This is a genomic window from Vibrio sp. 10N.222.52.B12 (assembly GCF_002875385.1).
Lineage (GTDB): Bacteria > Pseudomonadota > Gammaproteobacteria > Enterobacterales > Vibrionaceae > Vibrio > Vibrio jasicida.
On record NZ_MDAW01000105.1, the window covers coordinates 64,780 to 85,098 of the forward strand.

The window sequence follows — 20,319 nt, forward strand, 5'->3', positions numbered from 1 at the left end:
TTTATTTAGAGCCACTAGATCTTCAAATTGTTGCCTCGCCTTCAAACCAAGTCATTCTCGCTGAACCTAGCACTTTGAGGTTACTTGGGTATACACAGTGTCAAACTACACGTGTCTTGTCTGTTTGGCGGCTCTGATTTTTATCGTTTTAGCTCGCTGAACAAACATGAGGTAAGGCGGAGAGATGTGATGAGCAAACTGGATGTGTGATGGTCAATAATCATTAACCTTATGATTATTATTGATAATGTTTACACAAAATGATTTTACAAATTGTTACATGCTTTGCTTTTTTTAATTCTTGTTATGTTATAACATCCGCGAAATATTTGGTGGTGTTATAACATAACAAAATAAGGAAAAACGTTGTGAATAAAAAATTGGTCTCTTTAGCGGTTGGTAGTTTGTTTGTTTCCCCAGTTTTCGCCGATACGCTTTCGAACCCTCAGATTGGCGTGGTACTAGACGGTTACTATCAAGATGGCCAGCGTCATAACTCAGAGCGTGAAGAAGGTTTTGGCCTGGGTCATACTGAGCTGAACATGTCTGCAAACATTGATGATAAATTCCACGGTGCACTAACGGCGGTTCTAGAAAGCCACGGTGATGAAACCGAGCTGATGCTTGAAGAGGCGTTTATTGAGACACTAGCACTACCATACGGCTTAAATGTACGTGCAGGTCGCTTCCTATCTGACTTTGGTTACCTGAACAACCAACACATGCACACAGACAGCTTTGTTGAGCGTCCAATTGCTTACCGTACTTTCCTTGGCTCGCATTACTACGATGACGGTGTGCGTGCAAACATTGTTCTTCCAACTGACCTATATGTGAAGTTAGGTGTAGAAGCATTAAGCGGCAGCAAGATGTCTTCTGTTGAAGATGGTTCTGAAGTTGGCGTTTACACCACAACACTTAAGCTTGGCAGCGATTTCTCAGAGTCTTCAAGCTGGCAGTTTGGCCTGAGCTACCTACGTAACGAAAACGGTAAGGTAACAGAGTTCGAAGATCATGATCATGATCACGGCCATGCAGGCGAGCACGATCATGACCACAGCCACGCAGCTGCGGTAACGGGTGAAAACTTATACGGTGCAGACTTTGTATGGAAGTGGGCGCCAGATGGTAACTACAAGTACAGCAACTTCACGCTATCTGCGGAATACATGTTGCTAGACGGAGTGGTAGACAGCAAATACAAGAACGATGCTGAATCGCCAGACAACCTAAGCGCATACTACGTATCGGGTGTTTACCGCTTTAACCCAAGCTGGTCAGCGGGACTTCGTTACGGTGAAGCAGAAAGCTACGATGGCCATGCGCACGGCGACCACATGCACTTCACAGCACTGAACGATAAAGAAATGGATGCGATGATCGCATGGGATTCTTCTCACTTCGGAACTATCCGTGCGCAATACACTCGCATTGATAACCAAGACAGCGAGACAGACAACGTATTCACTCTGCAATACGTGATGACATTTGGAGCGCACGGTGCACATGCGTTCTAAGCTGACATTAAATAAATGCAGTTTAGCGATGATGGCGGCGGGGGCTGCCATCATCTCTTCACCTGCTTTGGCTCTTAACATCTTTGTTTGTGAGCCAGAATGGAAAGCTCTTCTCGAAAGTCACGCCCCAGACGCGACCATCTATTCTGCGACCACTGCCAAGCAAGATCCTCATTACGTACAAGCTCGCCCTTCTTTGATTGCAAAGATGCGCCAAGCCGACATGGCCATGTGTTCTGGCGCGGAGTTAGAAGTAGGGTGGTTACCTATGCTGCAAGTTCGCAGTAGCAATGGTGCGGTACAAAACGGTTCACAAAGCATGATCTACGCGACCGATTTCGTGCGCATGTTAGACACTCATGATCATGTCGACCGCAGCATGGGGGACATTCATGCGCACGGAAACCCACATGTGCAGTTTGCGGCTAATGACATTATTCCCTTGTCACATGCGGTGACGAAACGGTTACAAGTGCTTGATCCAGACAACGCGCAAACCTATCAATTTAACGGCATGAAGTTCCGTGCCCATTGGCGTAAAAAGCTCAATGAGTGGAATGAGAAAGCTGCACCATTGAAAGGCAAGCAAGTTGTGGGGTATCACGCAACCTATCGCTACTTGTACGATTGGCTTGGCATGGAGCAAATTGCTGACCTAGAACCGAAACCAGGTATTTCTCCTACCACTTCGCACCTTCAATCCTTAACTAAGTTGGACTCCGATTCTTTTGAAGCGATTGTCTACTCGTCGCATCAAGACCAGCGTCCAGCAAACTGGCTACAGAAACAAACTAATAAGCCGCTGATTCAGCTGCCTTTAACGGTTTCTGATGGCGAAAGCTTGGATGAAATGTATGACCAAGTTATCGATGATTTGTTGGATGTGCTCGTGCAACCTGTTCCGGTGAAGATCTAAATCATGGCAGATTATGCATGGCTATTACCCGCGGTGCTGTGTGGCTTGATCGCTCTGGTTGGTAACGTGGTACTCGGACAGCAAGTGCTAAAGCGTCAGATTATCTTCATCGATTTGGCGGTGGCACAAGTTGCCGTCTTGGGGGCTGCACTGAGTCACTATTGGTTGAACCAATACGATCTCTTTTCTGGTTCTTTCTTTGGTGAGATGGTTGGCCCTTGGATGATGTCGTTACTGCTTTGCGGTCTGATCGCCTTAATGGAAAAACAATATCAGCAACATCTAGAACCGATGATTGGCAGCTTGTTTGTGGTATCCGCCTCTCTAGCGATATTACTGGTGAGTAAAGATCCGCATGGCGCAGACTTTATTCAAGGTATCCTCAATGGTCAGTTACTTTGGTCAACATGGGATGATGTTTGGCCTTTGGCATTAATCACCGCAGCGATGTTGTTATTGGTGTGGCTCAAGCCAGAATTCATGCAGGGCAGTGGCTTCTATCTCATCTTCGCGATATTAATGCCGATTACGGTCAAGTTAACGGGCATCTATTTAGAATTTGCCTTGTTGGTGATTCCGGCCTTGTGTGCGGCAGCACTGAAAGGAACAAGATTCTTCGTTGCGAGCATCAGTATTGGCATCGTGGGGATATTGTCGGGCATCGCGGCGTCAGCGTATTATGACTTACCAAGTGGGGCGAGTATCGTGATCACCTTGTTCATTGCAGGCATGTTGTTCAATCTTTTGCTTCAGCCTTGGCTGCAAAAAGCGCAATCCGTTCATGAAGAAACAGCATGAAAACAGGCTGAGGAACCTGCTCGAACGTTGACCTAGTACTTTGGCTTAATGATAAAAAGGCTCCGCGTGAACGGAGCCTTTTGTTTAGCACTGCTTTTTCTTATTAGTAACCTTGCTAGTTATTAACTGATTACTTAGTTACTTATCTCCTACTATATTAGCAAGATTTGAACAGAGGTAGAGTCTGAGGTTGGATTGAATCTGTCAAAGTGTTATCCAGCGCAGGGAATAATTGATTAATTCCCGTTTCAGACAGCCCTAACCACGCCATTAAGCTCGCATGAAGCTGATCGGAAGAGATAGTTGGAATCACACGCCCACGCGAAAGCAAGTAAGGGCTTGTCTCCGATAAGTCTGGATATTCACCCACGATCGCTTTTCCTGCTACACCGCCGCCCATCACCAATGCGTGGCTTGCCCAGCCGTGGTCCGTACCATCCGTACCGTTTGGAATCAAAGTACGGCCAAATTCTGAATGAGTGAACGTCGTTACCTGATCAAACAAGCCATTGTTTTCCAAAGCTAATTGGAACGCGGCCATCGCTTCTGCCAACTCTTGCAGCAAACCCGTTTGGCGGCTAATTTGAGCAGAGTGAGTATCGAACCCGCCTAACTTACAACTAAAGTACTGTGCAGGATGCTGAAACTGATCTTTATGCAGCAGCAGTTTAAATACCGCTTTTAGTTGATTACCGATGCGTGTTTCTGGGAATACCTCAGTAATTTCGGCATTCAAAATGGCGCTGAACTCCTGATACATTCTGGTCGAGTCCACTGCAACACCAGCATAGTGAGACTGAAAAACGTTGCCGTAACTGCCCGTGTTTTGCAGTTGATCAAACAGATCTCGCGAACGTTGGTCATTAAAAATATCGCTCGGCGGTTGAGAGCCGACCGAGTTAGATTGCGCCTCGATACAGTTGGTCCACACTTGCGTGCCGCCAATATCAAACATTGGTGACAGCTCATTTAGACTGCGCAGCATAGTGCCGAGCTCGGTGGAAGTCTTAGCACCAAAGCCCTCTTTCGACAGAGACTTGGTCGCATGAGACTGAACCATAGTGGATTGATGAGAGTGGCTGAACAAATGAGCAGGGCGAGTACTCTCTCCATAAATCACATTGTTTATGCGTTGTGTCAGTGGGCCTAGGTTCACAACAGGTACAAGGCTAGCATTATCCCAATAAGTCTTGAGCGCAGCCATGGCAGGGTTTAATGCTAGCTTGGCGTCATCATTGACCGCATCTAAATGAATACAGCTCGTCTCATCCAAAGCCAAGTTGCCACGCAATGCTCGATATTGGCTGTTCGCCGGTGCGGCAGTAGGGATCAGCATATTGTAGCCATCGTTACCGCCCGCAAGGTCGATACCCACTACGGCGCGATAACCGTTTTTGCACTGATTGAAAGAGTCTGCAAAGGCAGGAAAAGCAGCAAGGTTAAGTGCAGAAACCCCAACACCAGCGGAACCTGCTTGTAAAAAACGACGTCGTGTTAAGTTCATGATGATTACCCCTGTGTGATGAATTCTGGTGAAAGCAATGCGTTCATAACGAGATTCTTAATCTCTTTGCGCCATTTAGATTGGCGACTTGGGCACTGGGCGAGGTAATCGAGATAGCATTGACGAGCTTGCTCACTCATTTGATAAGCAAACAAATACTCGTTGAGGTAATCCACTACGCCTTCGTCATCAAAAGCAAGGTATCGGGTGAACAGCACTTCATCCATGTACCAATCTTTGGCCTCTTCCTCGAGACGAGCGACAAGCTCACGGAACTGAATCCCATATTGGTAGATGTCATGCCATTGGTACACATTGAATTCTGGTGCCACTAGACCATTAAAATCAGGGTGGTTTGGCGCATCATCAGGTTGGTAATAATAAAACACAGAAGGTGCCGACAGTGGCAACGTTCGGTTATACCAATTGAACTGTTTTGGCCATATCAATACGCCGTCACGTCGCTTCACTTGTAGCGCGCGCATCGCATGGGTAAACACAGAAAGCGGGTCACGCAATTTACCCACCGTGCTGCCAGAGCGAAGCGCGTCTTTATCCGTCAGAATCGCGATTATTAAGGCTTGCATGTCGCCATCAGAACGTTTGAACGCACGGCGCACACGGCGAATATAACCTGCTCTTGGATTGCTGGTCACAAGCTTATTGATGAAGAATTTCGTGACAAATGTATAGAGCGTGTTTTGGCTCATCAAGAGCTCAATCACCGCTTCTAGTTCTTCTTCTGCGGACAGGCCTGCGGCAAACTTCTTACCTAATATGCGTTTTTCACCCATATCATGCTCGCCGCGCGGTAACATTGGCTGGCTGTACTTATCGTCACCGCGAATATCGATGAACTTCCAACCGGTAAAGACACGCGCCAGTTCTTCGATGTCCTCTTGTGTATAAGATGGCACTTCGTTACCTTCGGCATCCAAACGTACTTCACCGTTGTTACGCAGTTTAACTGGGCCAAGCGTGAACAGTTGCAACAGTTCACGTGCGTAGTTTTCATCTGGGGCAGTGAGCTCGTTAGAAACGTTATTCACAAAAGTCAGGTACTCACCCATGATTGGCGATTTCGACACAAAGCGAATCACATCGCGGAAGTTTCCGAAGGCATTATCGAGCAATCCGTCGAAGTAATTACACATGTAGCGACGCTTAGAAGCCGCTTTAAATGCCGGATCTTTCACACTAACTACGAACAGTTGAGACAGGGTATAAGCAATACGCTGACGCAAGATATCATCGCCTTCGACTGTCATGCGTGTCCAGCTGCTGGCGTAATACAAGCCTTGCCCTAAGTCCGGTACGTTGAGCTCATCTTGCTCAAAATGCTTCAGCCAAGAAGACGGTGTAATAAGTGTTTGTTGAGCGACCCAGTTTTCAATGCTTCCCGATTGAGCAAGATCATTAATGTCACGTTGGGATGGCCCGAACGTGCACTGTTGCAGCGTTCTTGCTGCATCTATGTAAGCCTGATTCATTTTATCTCCCGTAGGTTTTATTATCTTTCTCAGGTAAGGCGTCCTTTGCTACGTCCATATTTAAAAGCACGCCGTATCTTTAAATCGTAATCGAGAATTTTGATAACAAGAATGTAATACCCACAGGTTTATTGTGACTTTGCTGCATAATCTAAGAATTAGTTTCATGAGCTCTAAATGAAAGGCGAGTTATTCAACAAACAGCGCACTTGTTACACCGCCATATCGACAGAACGGTGACGGAAACCCGTTATTTTGCAAACCATCATCAAGTTGTCTTGATTAGTTCACATCCGGCTCCCAGACTGTTCCTATAGTTTGAAGTAAATATGAAAGACCCTGCGTATGAGAAGCGCAGCTGTAACGCGGCTAGGCATAAAAATAAAAAACGCTAGGGAAAAAGCGAATTTGTAATCTCAACATTTAAGGAAGACCAAGATGAAAGCGGAAAAAGTAGCAGTTGTTACTGGTGCGGCTCGTGGTATTGGCCAAGCGATTTGTGAGCAATTACTGGAAGATGGATTCCACGTTGTCGGGCTAGACATATCGCCTGTGGAATGGAGCCAGTCGGCGCAGCTAAGCAATTATCAAGTCAACTTGTGCGATGCAGCAGCTGTTAGCGAAGTGGTAGACAGTATCGTAAAGCAGCATGGAAGAATCGATGCGCTGGTTAACAATGCCGGTATCACGCGAGATGCCTTGTTGCCAGACATGCAAGAGCAAGATTGGGACAGCGTCATCGACGTAAACCTAAAAGCGGTGTTCTTACTCACTCAACGCGTTGCTCCTGTCATGTTAGAGCAGGGCGCAGGCAGTATTGTCAGCATCTCTTCTATTGTGGGTACGGATGGCAATATCGGCCAGAGCAACTACGGCGCAAGTAAAGGCGGCGTTATTTCTATGAGCAAAGGCTGGGCGAAAGAGCTATCAAGAAAGGGCGCGCAGATCCGCGTCAATTGTGTTGCACCGGGCTTTATCGCCACCGATATGACCAAGAACCTGCCAGAAAAAGTGATTCAAATGATGGAGGGCAAAACCCCGTTAGGTCGAATGGGCTCAGTGCAAGACATCGCCAATGGCGTCTCCTTCTTAACCTCCGACAAGAGCGCCTACATCACAGGCCAAGTACTCAAGATTGATGGTGGGTTAGTGCTTTAACCTTCAACACTCAGTCTCAAATAACAAACGCCCTTTACTTATGTGAAGGGCGTTTTTGTTGGGGGGAGTCAATTGAGTTACTGGCTAACAGTTGCCCATTCCTTGTTAGTAACGTTCAACCTCACAAATCACAGTGAGATGGTTTGAACTACTCCTTCTAATCAGCATAGTGGCTATGAAAGTGGGGTCTTACCAACTTCGCCAACTAATTCGAATAGGCCGTCTTATCTCCATTTTTTAACCTACCGAAGAAACGTGTTCTCTGTTAGAGTCACCGTCAACTACGCTATTGAATAAAGACACCCACAGATCGCATGTAATTGATGGATTTTTATTCACCCTTAGAACTCATTTTAGGAATCCCTAGTGACTAACAACGAAATTTTACGTCGTATCCAACACGCGTTAAACCTTAAAAACGCACAGATAATGAAAGCTTTCGGGCAGGCCGAAGTTACTGTGGCTCACGATAAAGTGGCAAACTGGTTAAAAGATGAAAGCGACAAATCTAGCGTTAAGATGAAGGATCAAGAGTTAGCGGTATTCTTAAATGGCTTTATTAACCTCAAGCGAGGCAAAAAAGACGGCGAGCAACTTAAGCCAGAAGTAGCGTTGACCAACAACATGATTCTCATGAAGCTGCGCATTGCGCTAGACATGAAAGCAGAAGATGTGTTGGACGTATTAGAAGTGGTTGGTATTAGTTTAAGTAAATACGAAATTGGTGCGTATTTCCGCAAGCCAAACAACAAAAACTACAAACAGTGTGAAGACCAACTGCTGTGCGACTTCTTAAATGGCGTGCAGTTTACCAATCGTCCCGATTCTGAAGAGTTTACTGGGTAATTTTTATCTCGAATCGAACGTGGTAATTGATTAAAAAAGCGAGAACCATTTCATTTGGTTACTCGCTTTTATCATGTTAAAGACCGATATTAGAGCTTCACAATCACGTCTACTCCTTGTCTTTCTTCAGTAGATACCTATCAAACCACGTTGAAATCTGGTCGGCTTTTAGAATCAAGACACACACCGCCCCCTAAGACCCCACCAAGCTAAAACCTTAAGCCAGTGAGGGGCCTCTATTCTGGTCAAGCTATTCTAGACATCTTGTAGTGATTCACCCAAACTGGCCACGTATATAGAGTTTTTCCATACTTTTGGTTATGCGAGCAGGGTCACGACTGACGCCATTAGTAACACGGAATTGTCCAAAACCTTCACAGACTGAATTTATACCTGTTGTGATCACCAAACACGTAAATCGATGATAAAAAGCCCTTCCTATTTCTAGAAAGGGCCTGTTTCTTTCGTTCTACCTATCTAGGTCGGCCGCAGTTCAATACAGAACAGCGAGTCCTACTGGCCAAAGTAATGAACCTAAAGTTACTCAGTAGGCAATATGGTGACTGGGGTGAAAGATGCCACCGCGTTGCCACCTGCACCAGGGCGGTCAACATAAGGGGTTTTCTGCAGTAGCGTGTAATACACGTCTACAAAGTCATCATCGTTTACCAAGATATTGTTTGGAATCAACTCAATGATTTTGCTGGTGATCTGCGGGATGATCACATAACCCTGTACCTCTGGATCAGGGATCATCTTCAGTACTTCTTCTGCGGCTTTGACCAGCAGTTTTGCAAGCTCTTTATAGTTGGTGCCGTCATCGTGCTCCATCAGAATAATGTCTGCTGCGCCCCAGCGGTAACGGGGCCAAAAAATGATGGTTTGATTTGGGTAATAGGTTTGCTTGTCGTAATCCAGATAAGGCATTTCGACCAGGTCAATCTGCGGTTCTAAACGGCTGGCATCAACGCCCGTTACGATCGCATAGATTTCGGCTTTACCTGAGATCCAAGGTTCTCTATCCACTGCTAAACGAATCTTTGTAAGCTGAGTGGTGTTCAGTTCTTCCGGTTCTGATTCGGATATAGAGTGACGAGCCTTGCCGATTAGAGGTTGTTTTTGAGGGTTGTCGACACTGTTTTTTCCGTCGGCATTGATTTGAGTAGCCATGCCAAGTTGGTTCAGCTCTGCTTGCATTGCCATCAGGCCAGCTTTGAGCTCTTTGGCGCCATCACTGTCAATCACGAAGACAGGGACATCCGGCATTTGGTAGACGTCTAACTCATGAACTTGCCCGTACACGTCATACGCTTCAATGTATTGCCAATCGGCATCGTCACCAGATGGTTCGAATGCGAACAGCGGGCTCTTACCATCTTTCCAAGCGTCAATCATGGTTTCATCAGCCATGCGGATTTCAAGAACGGAATCACTGAAGTTATTGATACCTTTCATCTTGCGATAGCTAAGATCGGCTTTTTGCATCTCGCTAGAGAAGGTCGAGTAGGGCTGAGCTGAATTCAGCTTGTCTATCGGCATCGATAAACTTTTTTCGGTGATCTGAGCTTTCAAAGAAGACTCAAGATCGGCGTAGCTGGCACTGATCTGCAATGCTAACGATTGTTTTTGCTCAGCAACGTTGGTTGAGGTTAATGACGAGGTAGTTGTGTTGATGCTGTCTGCATAGGAATGGAAGCCAACCACCGTGGTAGCAAGCGCCATACTGATCGAGAATGATGGTCTCATAAAAAGTCCTTATTTTAATTTTTATCACTAATAGAGTATTTACCCTACAAGGATCAACCTATCAATTTCGTGAATGCGTGAAAAACTTCGCTTGGACTTTTTGTTTCAGTGTGCAGCACAAGATCTCAATTTGATTAAATTTTATAAAATTTATCGAGTGCTAGCTTGATATTTCATAGTTTATAAATTGGTAAATAAGGAATTTGTGGCGTTATTAACTGCTGAATCTGTCTGTGTATCAGTTATCGGAATCGTTTTATGAAGCCGCTAGACAATAAGAACCATTGTGGTTTTTGATCACTATTCGGTGCTCAAAGCCTTGCACGATAAGGTCTGCATCTTTTCGTTCATCTTCTCTATGGCTAGTGAGTAGTGCGACCGTAAAGCATCCAGCTCTTTTCGCTGATAATACGCCAGAGGAGGATTGTTTGAACGCTAATTCAAGATGGAAGAACGGGCAGGGGATGGTACACACAGCTTAAAAGCCAACAGTCATAGCTGTTGGCTTTTTTGAAGGGCTAGTGAATCAATTGATATAAGTTGGATACTCGCCGTTTTTCATTCTCGCCTCTATTTGATTTATCACTTGTGGCAATTCTGCAATGGTCTCAATAACGTAGTGCGCACCAGCGGCGTAAAGCACTTTTTCTGCGGCTTGTTTTCGTTGTTCGATTTCTGTTGCTGTCATTGCTTGGAACTCTTCTGGCGTCGCCCCGAATTCGTTACCTGATACAGATAGACCAATCGTCCACATGCCTGAGTTTAGTCCTTCGTGAATACCAGCGACGGCATCATCAACCTTCACGCAATTGCTGACGCGTGTTACGCCCAAATCAATAACGTTCTTCAGTGCCATCCATGGGCCTGGGCGAGAGCCTGCTGCAATTTCATCGCTCGCAACCACACAATCTGGCGCGGATATCATCGTGGAGCTGGGAAGTTAATGTTCCCAACGTGGACTCCGAATACATTAGCGCAAACCAACTCCGTTATTACTTAATTGTAGTTGCAATAACGGGGCGGACCATACATTTTTGTGGGACAACAATATTGGGTTGTGGGTATGCGATTTCTTCATCAGAAGCTAGAAACATTCACTTTTCCGATATCGAATATTAGCGTTGTTACGATTGTGCGAATGATTCTCGCACATTTAGAGCAAGAGATTAATTTTTACCTTTCAAGTTATTGAATTTATAGGGAATAAAATTTAATGAAGAAATGCATATCTATTATTTTTACTTGGTGTATAGTGTCGGCAGCTCAAACGGTGAGTTATTGATAATATATTTAGTTCAAGATCTTCTCAGTTTTTTCGATTAAGTTCGTCATATCTATCCTGCGATACCTTATTCTTTATTCCTTATTTAGTAGCTTTCTTTTTAACTTAATCAATGTATCGAGATATATTATGTCAAATAAAACAACTGGCTCAGTAAAATGGTTTAACGAATCTAAAGGTTTTGGATTTATCACTCCTGATAACGGCGGTTCTGACCTGTTTGTTCACTTCAAATCAATTGTTAGTGAAGGCTTCAAAACATTATCTGAAGGCCAAAAGGTTTCTTTTGTTGTTGAGCAAGGTAACAAAGGCCCTCAAGCGGGTAACGTTACGTTAGTGTAAGACATTTCTAAAAAGTCTCTTCTGTCGAGGAGACTTTTTTACTTTACGTTTAATAAAGATCCCGAAGGTTCGAAATACGAATAAAAATAAATATTGGGATCGATAAGGTAAGAAGTAACATGAGAAAACCAGTAAGAAAATCAAGCAAGAAAACACAGAAAAACAACTTCGAAGAACGGTTCGCTGCGATGGTAAAAGAATACCAAGAAGCGAAAGAAATTCTCGAGTCTATGACTGAAGGTTCATCAGAATATTTAGCACAGAAAAAAGCATGTGATAAACTTTTTGCAAACGCTGAACGATACATCAATAAAAAATAATGAATTGAAATGGCTTTATTCTAACCTGAATAAAATTAACTAAAATTATTTTGCTTAGAATCACTACATTTTTAAAAGCCTGAGCCTCAGTTTTCTGCAATCGTTGGTTCAATCTGTGTTGATCTCATTTAGAAAAATCATTGAATTACTGTTGCCCACTTATGTTCTGACTTGTGTAGTATCATTGTTGTTTTCATAGCCAATATGAACGCGGTGCGAAATTCAGTAACCCACCAAAAATAGGATGATATATGAGCAAGCTACCTAAACCGACACAAAAGCAGAAGCAATTTAGTATTAATCCGAAAGGGAAAGGGGTTAAGCGGATACCGGAAGAGTTGAAAACAATGGGTGTTCGCAAACGCATAGAAGAGATTGAGGAACAAAAAGAATGGGATAAGGAGTGGGGACTATGAGCTCAAGAAACCTCTCTGAACTTATCAATACGACACTCCTCTTACACTCCGAAAAGCTGAGTAACTTGGACCGAGACATGCTTACAGGTTTACGAGATCAACTTAATCGTGAGCAAGCTTTGTCAGACAAACAAGTTAAACTGTGTCAAAGGCTACTACGAAAAACGAATCAAACCTGTGTATTTATTCATGACGTTCCAAACGAATCATGATTGCTAGCAAACATCAGTCTTCACTGCTATCTACCCAGCCATCATCAAGCGTCATTCGACTTAGCATCTGATCCATTAAATCTTTAATCTCAATTCGCATTGCGCCCTCTGGCGCATGATGCTCAGCTGAGCGCTTGGCGTTCGTTAGACTTTTCATGAAGATAGCTTCGCTATCCATTACGGCGTGTTTCGCGTTGAAGTAAGTGACCTGATAGGTCGGCATAGTATTATTCCTTTTATGGAGATGTGATGATGTGACGCTTTCAATATAGCATTGTTTCACTCTTAAACGTTCGAACTTACTTGGTTTCTTGCCAAAAACTGACTAGGCAAGCAACTGATTATCAAGGAGTATGGACGGAAAAGGCACATCGCACAATGGCCATTACCTCAGCCTTATCCACAAACCTGCGCACTATGACTATTTTCATCGCCCCCATTGGTTAAGCAACTTAACGTCCCACTTTCCATAATATGATGTGTACCCCTGATATGTCGTGGTTGCTATTCTCAAAGGCCAACGATTTGAAGGGCACTGCCTTTTATGGGCAACCTTGTGTGGGTTAAAGTTGAATTTTAACTTGTCGCAGTTTCTAGCTCAGAAGTGCCCCAAAGTGTGCTTTGAACGTCATTGAAAGGCATTAGAAAATCCAATATGAAAAAATGTAACATTAGTGTAATGAACTACTAATATTAGATAGTCTTTAAGTGGCGTTGTTGATTAAATCAGTTGAACCTTTCATCAACCTTGCGACCTGACCCTACGTCGTAGAGGTATGGGGATGTTATAGGCAGTCATAAAAGATAACTAACTGACGTCAATATGATAAAGCGTTGTGCAAACGAGGTAAAGTTACGTTTTGGGGTGACGGCTCAGCCGCTGAAGCATGGCAATGCAAGAACTACAACGGCAAACGTGTCGAGGCTTGATACCACTACTAAAACAGTTTTGATGATTAAAGCAATATTCTCTCTCCCTTTATGAGTGCTTCAAGGGTTTATCGACGCTATATCTTCATTGATGACCCTACTGTCTTTTAGATTTATATTACCACTTCCAACGGATAACTACTGAGGAGCATAGTACTGATATTCTATTGGTTCTGTTGAATAAAATAGCCATTTCCAACCAAAAATTTCATATTCATACTTTTCTGGTCAGAAACAATAATTAGCTTTTCTCTGTGGTATGCGCTCGGTGAATTGATGGGGCGCATACAAACTTTATTATCTGTCGACTTAGAGAAAATTCTCAAGGCCATAGTAAAGCTGCTTTCTCTTAAGAACTTCTTTGCAACTTAATATCACCCCTGCCATAAAAGATTCTCTATCTGAAGTGGAATGTGTTAATTTTAATACTTCCCCTTTTGAACCAAACAGAACGCTTTGTTTTGCTATGAAGCCATCCATACGAATAGAATGAATTTTTATGCCATGAACGTTAACATCTTGAGACAATTTAATCTTGGTCTGCTTTGAACCAACATCATGAATTACAGATGATATCAACTCTGCAGTTCGAATAGCGGTTCCTGATGGGCTATCTTCCTTCTGAATACTGTGTGCTTCGACTATTTCAACATTAGGAAAGTATTTTGCAATCTTTGCTGAATAAATCATCATTAGTACAGCACCAAGAGAGAAATTAGGAGCAATCAATCCTCCTAAAGCTTTTTCTTTTGAAAGTACTAAGAGCTCGTCGACTTGGGCTTGAGTAAAGCCGCTAGTTCCAATTACTGGCCTTGAACCACATTCAAGTATAATTTTAGTATTCTTATAACCCAACGAAGCTAGTGAAAAATCAATTACAACATCAGGTTGATGCCTAATGATTTCAGCACGCAGGTCATGTTGACTGTTTGTACATTTAACTAACTCAAATCCATTCTCTTTGAGCAGTGCCTTTTTCGTGATTATACCCATTCGTCCAGTATAACCATTAATCAAAACACGAATCATAAATCACCATAATAATTTCTTAATTGAACATATATTTTTCTCTTGTAAGGAATTAACAGTATAAATATAGCTGAAACTGTTAGTACACCACAAGCATATAAAACACCGGTATTTCCATAAAAATTAATAACAACACCTGTTAGAATAGCACCAAACCCCATCCCCACACGAATAGCGTTATTGTACAAAGCTGAAGCAGTACCTACATTTTGAGGCAGTAAATTTTGGAAGATTATCAGGCCGACAGATGATGTAACTCCAATAAGAGACGCATTGAAAAATTGAAAAACAATCAAGGAGGTTTTAGATTCTAAATGAGGTAAAATAATATAAAAAACCAGTCCTAATATCATACCGACAATTAGTAATATTTCACCATTGAATTTTTTGACAGCATATCCAGAAAAAATAATCAATGGAACTTCAAGTAAAGCAGCAAATCCCATCAATAAACCTACGAATGCTATATCAAGACTTAATGTTTGTACGATGTAAAGTGGCAGTGTAATAGTGTACATATTAACAGCAGCATATAATAGAATAAATGCAACGGCCAAAGAGCTGACTCTTCGGGAAGTGATAAATAGAGACTTTAACTTTATGGTTTTCGTATTACATGGCGATTCCTTTTTTTGTATAGAAAATGATAGTAAGAAAGATATAAAATATAAAATTGCCGAAATGACAAATACCCATTTATACCCTAAATGGTTTAATAAAGTAAAAGAAATTGCCGGGCCAATAACCCAGGAAATAGATATTACAGCTCTTTGTAAGGATAGTGTTATTGCTGTCGATTCATGTTGATTCAGCTCCCTCATAATCGCAAATAATTGTGGAACCGCTGCGCTGGATACCGAAACAAATATCGCTCCAAAAAGTAAAATTGAAAAGTAAGATTCACTCATTGCAAACAATATACATCCAGTGCTAGCTATTAGTGAGCTGAACTGAATAATAGTTTTTCTTGAAAGGTTCTTGTCACTACGATGTGCTAGGTATTGACTGATAACAGTTGATGATATCATCGATAAGAAAAAATAAAATCCGATTAAAAATGGAGATACGCTTAATTCCTCTGCAAGATAAATAGATATGACAGGAGCAAAAAACGTCGAACTCAGTGAAAACAGTGACGTATGCAATAATATATTTATAACGGAGTTTGATTCTTTTTGTTTCATTTGGATAGCCAGCATGTATTAATTAACTTTTCAATATTATGGCCATTGTCTGAACCAACAAATGGCAGGACTCCTACTAGGTATTTATTGTATGTAAAGTCAATATATATAAAGGATCTTGCCGAAGATTCTTGCCCTATAGTTAAATTACCAGTAGATTGACGTTTTCCAATGTTAGTCCCTAAACCAAATGTTATTGATTGGTGATAAGCGTTCCAATCATAACCACTAACACCTGTTACGAGGGGCGTTTTAAACAGGCTAACTAGAGAAGCAGGTATTCTAGAAACATCAAGGCCTAGAAAATATCTAGCTATTTTTCTTAGGTCATTAGTTGATGTAATTAATCCACCTGACGCTAAAAAATAATCTAGCACGTCATTGCTCATGTAGTTGGAAATTAATCTTCGTTCAAACTCTTTTATATATAAGTTTGCTTTCAATTGAAGTTCAGAATCTACGTACATAGTTTCAGAGAGTCCCAAAGGTTCAAGGACATAATCATTAGCTATAGTTTTATAGTCCTTCTTACCTATATGGCTAATAATTTTTCCTAATACAATATAACCTAGACTCGAATATGACCATTGACTGCCTGGCGTAAATTGTAGGCTGCCCATAACAACGTCATAGTCAAAAGTGCGTTTACTTATGGGTTTGGCTTGTCTTTGAGGGTAGAATTCTCCATTTGCACCATTATCAGCATCTAGACCTGAAGTGTGTGTCAGTAAGTGCTTGATAGTAATTCGGTTATTGCCAATATTTTTAAAAGTAGGTATGTAGTTAGATACAGGTTCGTTAATAGAAATGAGACCTTCTTTCATAAATTGAGCAATGATCAGAGAGGAAATCCATTTAGATATAGATCCCGCATAGAACTGCTTTGACATATCTATTGTGCGATTGGCAGCGTAGATGCTTGAACCATTAAAAAACTCCAAGCAATACTCATTAACAAGTTTGGATTCGACGAGTCTATCCAAGAACAAATTACAACTCATGAATTATACTACCTTTTAATACTTCTTTAATAGGAGTAAGCGCAAGCTTACTATCGTCAAATGTGATTTGATGCTTGTTAAGAAAATCTGAATACATAACAAGGTCTAGTGAATCAATGCCAATATCAACAGGTTTTAAGTTAGAGTCGGATATTTTTCTATTCCATATAGTTTCTAGTTCGGATAGAAGAGGTTGAAGAAAATTGTCATCTATAACTGGGGAATGAGTTCCTCGATCAACGTGATTGATAGTCGATTGTCTATCTATTTTTCCTGTGTTTGTAACTCTAAATTTATCAATAGAATATATTCTTCCAGTTGAAGGTATATCTAGTTTTCTCAAGTAGTCATTGATAATTTTAATGGATAGCCCGAAACCTTCATATATAATTAGTAGCTCTCCATTATCACTATAGCACATGAAATTATTACCAAATTCTACAGACAGATTATTTTCTAGATATTCAATATTTATCATCTTGCCTTTGTACTTAAATGAGCTAGTTAATCGTCCAACAATAGATATGACACCGTCCTCTTCTTTTCCTATATCACCTGTTCGATAGCGAACATATCCATTTGGCAAAAAAGAAAACTTGTTTGAATTTTGAGTACTAATCAAATAACCCATACTGCCGTAGCGACTTTCAATTACTATTTCTTTGTTGTCATCTATATATAGATTTACATCAGAAAGAGGCTTCCCTATCACTCCTTGTTGACTTGTATTTTCATATGTTATTTCTCTTACGGATTTGCCCAACGTCATTTCTGTTGCACCATAAATGCTATGTATGCTAGAAATATATTTCCAGTTCACTAAATTATAATTAACCTTACTAGGGCATTCACCACCCAGCAATAAACCAAGTGTCTTTACATTAGCCTCGCTAGTATGAAGACTAGTTAGTAGCTTGTTAAAAATCAATGGCGTTGTATTTACATAAGCGCTCAATATTCGTTCGTCGTTTTTAATGCTATATATACAGTCATCTAACCCACCTAAAAATAGATTTCCTTTGTTTATAATTGTTATGAAATATGATCGAAGAATTGCATCAAAAGTGAATCCTACCATTGGGTAAGATGTGAAATCTTTTAGGTTAGGGACAGTTATACTAATATTATCTAAGAAATGACTTACCGTTTTAATTTGACCTAAAACGCCTTTTGGTTGTCCTGTTGAACCAGATGTAAAAAATATAAAATCATACGGTTGGGAAGGATAGGTAGATTCAAAAAATAATGTATTATCATCTCTAAGGTCGAAATTTATTACATTTTTTGCAGTAGTAAAATAAACTTCATCGTACTTTTCAGAAACATTAATAATTAAAACATTATCTAACGCGTCAACTTTTTTCTCATTTACTTCGTGATTGTCATTTTCATACAAAGTGAAGAACGGTTTGCCAACCTTTAATGATGCTAGAATAGAGATAAAAGCACCAATTGAATGGTTACCAAATATTCCTATAGTATGATACTTATCATCTTTTAATATACGAGCATATCTATTTACAATCTTTTTAACGTAATGACTATCAAATGTGTTTGATTTTGTATGAATCTTGAAATTTTTACATAGTATTTTGTCAGTGAAATTATTCATCGATATATGTCTTTCACCTCAAATTACTGTTGAAAATTTATCATGAAACCATTCGTCATTATAAATGGTATCCAAATATTTATGCCCTAGATCTGGGCAAATAACCAAAATATGCTGTTCATCATCAGACTCTTTTATAAATTCATGAGCAGAATGAACTGCGCTGCCAGATGATCCGCCTAATAATATACCTTCGTCTTTTGCTAGCGTCCTAACCATATTAAAAGCATCTATATCAGACACTTTTTTCTTAACGTCAATTGCTTCATCTATATAGTTTCCAGGCTTAAACGATAAGCCTGTACCATTTTGTAGAAATGGAGCCGGATGACCTCCGAAGATAACAGAACCTATTGGCTCTACTCCGATGGTCTTCAAATATTTAATCTGTTCTTTAATAGCCAAGGATATACCAGATAGATGACTACCAGTACTTACGCATCCAACTAATACATTAATACAAGGTATGGATTGTACGATGTTTTTGTAAATTTCATAACCTGTGATTGTGTGGTGATAATCTATTAAATGCCCATTTGAATACTGATCTAAATAAATCCCATTCAGTTCGGTAGCTATCATTTTAGCTCTTTTGATTCTTGGAATTTGATAAGAACCATTCTTATCTTTTTCTGTTGAAACAATAACTCTAGCTCCATATGCTTTCATTGCTAAGATATTTTGTTTTGAAGCTTTTGGATCTACAACACAGACAAAGTTATAACCCATATTTGCACTTAGCATTGCAAGAGCAACGCCTAGGTTTCCTGAGCTTGCCTCAACAATAATGCCACCTTTTTCTAGCGATTTGTGTTCTTCCGCCCATCGAATTAGTCCAATTGCAGTCCGATCTTTTATGCTGCCACCAGGGTTAAATCCTTCGAGTTTACAATATATTGCAGACTTGTCATTTTTACCTTTTAAGGTGTTTATTTTTACAATCGGATTATTACCAATAATTTTAGTTAAGGTGTTTTTGCATTCCATCACTGAAACCTCTCAATAGAAAATGGTTTATATTCATGTTTCATTTCATCACTTACAATATCTGCCAATATCTTGGCTGACATAGGTGCTCCAGCTAGACCTGTATGACCATGCCCTGAGTTAATATAAAGACTATTCTTCTTATTTAATGAAGAGATTATTGGTAAGCTGTCTGGTGTTGAGGGCCTAAATCCACTCCATTCCAAAACTTCACTATATTTTATGTTTGGAAATATTTTAGTAATTGTACTGTGTAAGTATTCGTAACTCATTTTAAAATCTGGAGAACTATTTGATCCTTTGAATTCTGCAATTCCAGCGACTCTTAATCCACTATCCATTGGTGTAATACACGTTTTGCTTTCGTTATGAATGATGTTGAATTTTGGTTTGATGTTACAGTTTTTAAAATGTAAGTGGTAACCTCGCTCTCCAATGATAGGTACCGATATTCCTATCTTTTTTAATATATCTTTGGATTTGTAGCCACTTGTTATAATGACAGCTTCAGGATTCAATTCACCATGATTTGTAGATACGGAAATAGATCCATTATTATCAATAAGAGAAGCCTTGGAAGAAATAAATAGACCACCATTAACCTTAAACAATTCAAACAAGCTTTCACATAGTAGTGGTAGATTTGAGCAATATCCATCATTATTAATGATGACACCACATTCAATATTTTTACTTAACTCTGGTAATTGTTCTGATAATTGGCTTGAATTTATCCTTTCAAAGTTAACTCCACGCTTATTACGTATTTTCCAGCCTAACTGGTTATTATTAAAGTCGCTTAACTTATCATATAAAGTTATATAACCAGATTGTTTTATGATTTTTTCAATCCCTAACTCTTTAGTTATTTCCTTATATAGTGAAATTGTATTTTCATTAACCAATCTTAATGACTTTGATATATTTTCAACTCTTTTTAATCTACTATTTCTGAAGAACTCAAAAAACCAAGGTGAACTTTTAATTATCTCTTTAGTTGATATTTTTGGTCATGACTCAAATAGGTTG

19 protein-coding genes and 2 pseudogenes are annotated in these 20,319 nt (G+C 40.7%); 9 read left to right on the forward strand and 12 right to left on the reverse strand.

Going from position 1 to position 20,319, the window contains the following annotated elements; all coding sequences use genetic code 11:
* The first annotated feature begins 368 nt into the window (after positions 1-368).
* Genes BCT11_RS08115 through BCT11_RS08125 form a run of 3 tightly spaced genes read left to right on the forward strand, consistent with a single transcriptional unit; the run spans position 369 to position 3,231 of the window.
* Entirely contained in the window at positions 369-1,517 is a 1,149-nt protein-coding gene (locus BCT11_RS08115) for a hypothetical protein (protein ID WP_102387889.1), read from the forward strand.
* Positions 1,507-2,433 (forward strand): zinc ABC transporter substrate-binding protein, encoded by a 927-nt coding sequence (locus tag BCT11_RS08120; RefSeq protein ID WP_045407953.1) that lies wholly within the window; start codon positions 1,507-1,509, stop codon positions 2,431-2,433. The genes BCT11_RS08115 and BCT11_RS08120 overlap by 11 nt, the downstream gene beginning before the upstream one ends.
* Positions 2,434-2,436: 3 nt before the next feature.
* On the forward strand, positions 2,437-3,231 hold the full coding sequence (locus BCT11_RS08125; RefSeq protein WP_102387891.1) for a metal ABC transporter permease: 795 nt from the start codon (positions 2,437-2,439) through the stop codon (positions 3,229-3,231).
* 157 nt (positions 3,232-3,388) lie between these two features.
* Here the strand turns inward: BCT11_RS08125 and BCT11_RS08130 are convergent, their stop codons facing one another.
* The gene (locus BCT11_RS08130) at positions 3,389-4,735 is read right to left on the reverse strand and encodes a DUF1501 domain-containing protein (protein ID WP_102387892.1); all 1,347 of its coding nucleotides are present in this window, start codon (positions 4,733-4,735) and stop codon (positions 3,389-3,391) included.
* 5 nt (positions 4,736-4,740) lie between these two features.
* Positions 4,741-6,225: a DUF1800 family protein gene (locus tag BCT11_RS08135; RefSeq protein WP_102387893.1), complete on the reverse strand. Its 1,485-nt coding sequence runs from the start codon at positions 6,223-6,225 to the stop codon at positions 4,741-4,743.
* A gap of 438 nt (positions 6,226-6,663) precedes the next feature.
* Here BCT11_RS08135 and BCT11_RS08140 point away from each other — a divergent pair, with 438 nt between their 5' ends.
* Both BCT11_RS08140 and BCT11_RS08145 read left to right on the forward strand, forming a co-directional pair.
* Positions 6,664-7,383: a beta-ketoacyl-ACP reductase gene (locus BCT11_RS08140; protein WP_102387894.1), complete on the forward strand. Its 720-nt coding sequence runs from the start codon at positions 6,664-6,666 to the stop codon at positions 7,381-7,383.
* A gap of 366 nt (positions 7,384-7,749) precedes the next feature.
* Positions 7,750-8,229 carry a DUF1456 family protein gene (locus BCT11_RS08145; RefSeq protein WP_038882396.1) on the forward strand — a complete coding sequence of 160 codons (480 nt, stop codon included), beginning with the start codon at positions 7,750-7,752 and terminating at the stop codon, positions 8,227-8,229.
* Positions 8,230-8,769: 540 nt separating this feature from the next.
* Here BCT11_RS08145 and BCT11_RS08150 read toward each other — a convergent pair.
* From BCT11_RS08150 to BCT11_RS08160, 3 genes and pseudogenes are all read right to left on the reverse strand, one after another.
* Positions 8,770-9,975, reverse strand: coding sequence for a DUF3103 domain-containing protein (locus BCT11_RS08150; RefSeq protein ID WP_102387895.1), 1,206 nt, complete (start codon positions 9,973-9,975; stop codon positions 8,770-8,772).
* A 256-nt stretch (positions 9,976-10,231) separates the two neighbouring features.
* Positions 10,232-10,414: pseudogene (locus BCT11_RS28345) on the reverse strand (haloacid dehalogenase); the annotation flags it as partial.
* Positions 10,415-10,501: 87 nt separating this feature from the next.
* The gene (locus tag BCT11_RS08160; RefSeq protein ID WP_080869711.1) at positions 10,502-10,900 is read right to left on the reverse strand and encodes an HAD-IA family hydrolase; all 399 of its coding nucleotides are present in this window, start codon (positions 10,898-10,900) and stop codon (positions 10,502-10,504) included.
* A 486-nt stretch (positions 10,901-11,386) separates the two neighbouring features.
* On the opposite strand from BCT11_RS08160, the gene BCT11_RS08165 reads away from it, so the two are divergent.
* From BCT11_RS08165 to BCT11_RS28115, 3 genes are all read left to right on the forward strand, one after another.
* A complete protein-coding gene (locus tag BCT11_RS08165; RefSeq protein WP_038865127.1) occupies positions 11,387-11,599 on the forward strand; it encodes a cold-shock protein in 213 nt (70 codons plus the stop codon).
* A gap of 119 nt (positions 11,600-11,718) precedes the next feature.
* Positions 11,719-11,919 carry a hypothetical protein gene (locus BCT11_RS08170; RefSeq protein WP_038882393.1) on the forward strand — a complete coding sequence of 67 codons (201 nt, stop codon included), beginning with the start codon at positions 11,719-11,721 and terminating at the stop codon, positions 11,917-11,919.
* A 251-nt stretch (positions 11,920-12,170) separates the two neighbouring features.
* The gene (locus BCT11_RS28115; protein ID WP_164492023.1) at positions 12,171-12,335 is read left to right on the forward strand and encodes a hypothetical protein; all 165 of its coding nucleotides are present in this window, start codon (positions 12,171-12,173) and stop codon (positions 12,333-12,335) included.
* A gap of 225 nt (positions 12,336-12,560) precedes the next feature.
* Here the strand turns inward: BCT11_RS28115 and BCT11_RS08180 are convergent, their stop codons facing one another.
* Entirely contained in the window at positions 12,561-12,770 is a 210-nt protein-coding gene (locus BCT11_RS08180) for a hypothetical protein (protein WP_038882392.1), read from the reverse strand.
* Positions 12,771-13,381: 611 nt separating this feature from the next.
* On the opposite strand from BCT11_RS08180, the pseudogene BCT11_RS28350 reads away from it, so the two are divergent.
* A pseudogene (locus BCT11_RS28350) lies at positions 13,382-13,529 on the forward strand (transposase); the annotation flags it as partial.
* Positions 13,530-13,786: 257 nt separating this feature from the next.
* On the opposite strand, the gene dapB reads toward BCT11_RS28350, so the two are convergent.
* The 6 genes from dapB to BCT11_RS08210 are packed head-to-tail and all read right to left on the reverse strand — an operon-like array spanning position 13,787 to position 20,195.
* Positions 13,787-14,506, reverse strand: coding sequence for a 4-hydroxy-tetrahydrodipicolinate reductase (dapB, locus tag BCT11_RS08185; RefSeq protein ID WP_102387916.1), 720 nt, complete (start codon positions 14,504-14,506; stop codon positions 13,787-13,789).
* Positions 14,503-15,690 (reverse strand): sugar efflux transporter, encoded by a 1,188-nt coding sequence (locus BCT11_RS08190; protein ID WP_157939352.1) that lies wholly within the window; start codon positions 15,688-15,690, stop codon positions 14,503-14,505. The genes dapB and BCT11_RS08190 overlap by 4 nt, the downstream gene beginning before the upstream one ends.
* Positions 15,687-16,691 (reverse strand): serine hydrolase domain-containing protein, encoded by a 1,005-nt coding sequence (locus BCT11_RS08195; protein ID WP_102387920.1) that lies wholly within the window; start codon positions 16,689-16,691, stop codon positions 15,687-15,689. Before BCT11_RS08195 ends, BCT11_RS08190 begins: the two co-directional genes overlap by 4 nt.
* Positions 16,681-18,303, reverse strand: coding sequence for an AMP-binding protein (locus BCT11_RS08200; RefSeq protein WP_102387922.1), 1,623 nt, complete (start codon positions 18,301-18,303; stop codon positions 16,681-16,683). The genes BCT11_RS08195 and BCT11_RS08200 overlap by 11 nt, the downstream gene beginning before the upstream one ends.
* An 18-nt stretch (positions 18,304-18,321) precedes the next feature.
* Positions 18,322-19,290 (reverse strand): pyridoxal-phosphate dependent enzyme, encoded by a 969-nt coding sequence (locus tag BCT11_RS08205; protein WP_102387923.1) that lies wholly within the window; start codon positions 19,288-19,290, stop codon positions 18,322-18,324.
* Positions 19,290-20,195 carry an FAD-dependent oxidoreductase gene (locus tag BCT11_RS08210; protein ID WP_157939354.1) on the reverse strand — a complete coding sequence of 302 codons (906 nt, stop codon included), beginning with the start codon at positions 20,193-20,195 and terminating at the stop codon, positions 19,290-19,292. The genes BCT11_RS08205 and BCT11_RS08210 overlap by 1 nt, the downstream gene beginning before the upstream one ends.
* Positions 20,196-20,319: the final 124 nt, after the last annotated feature.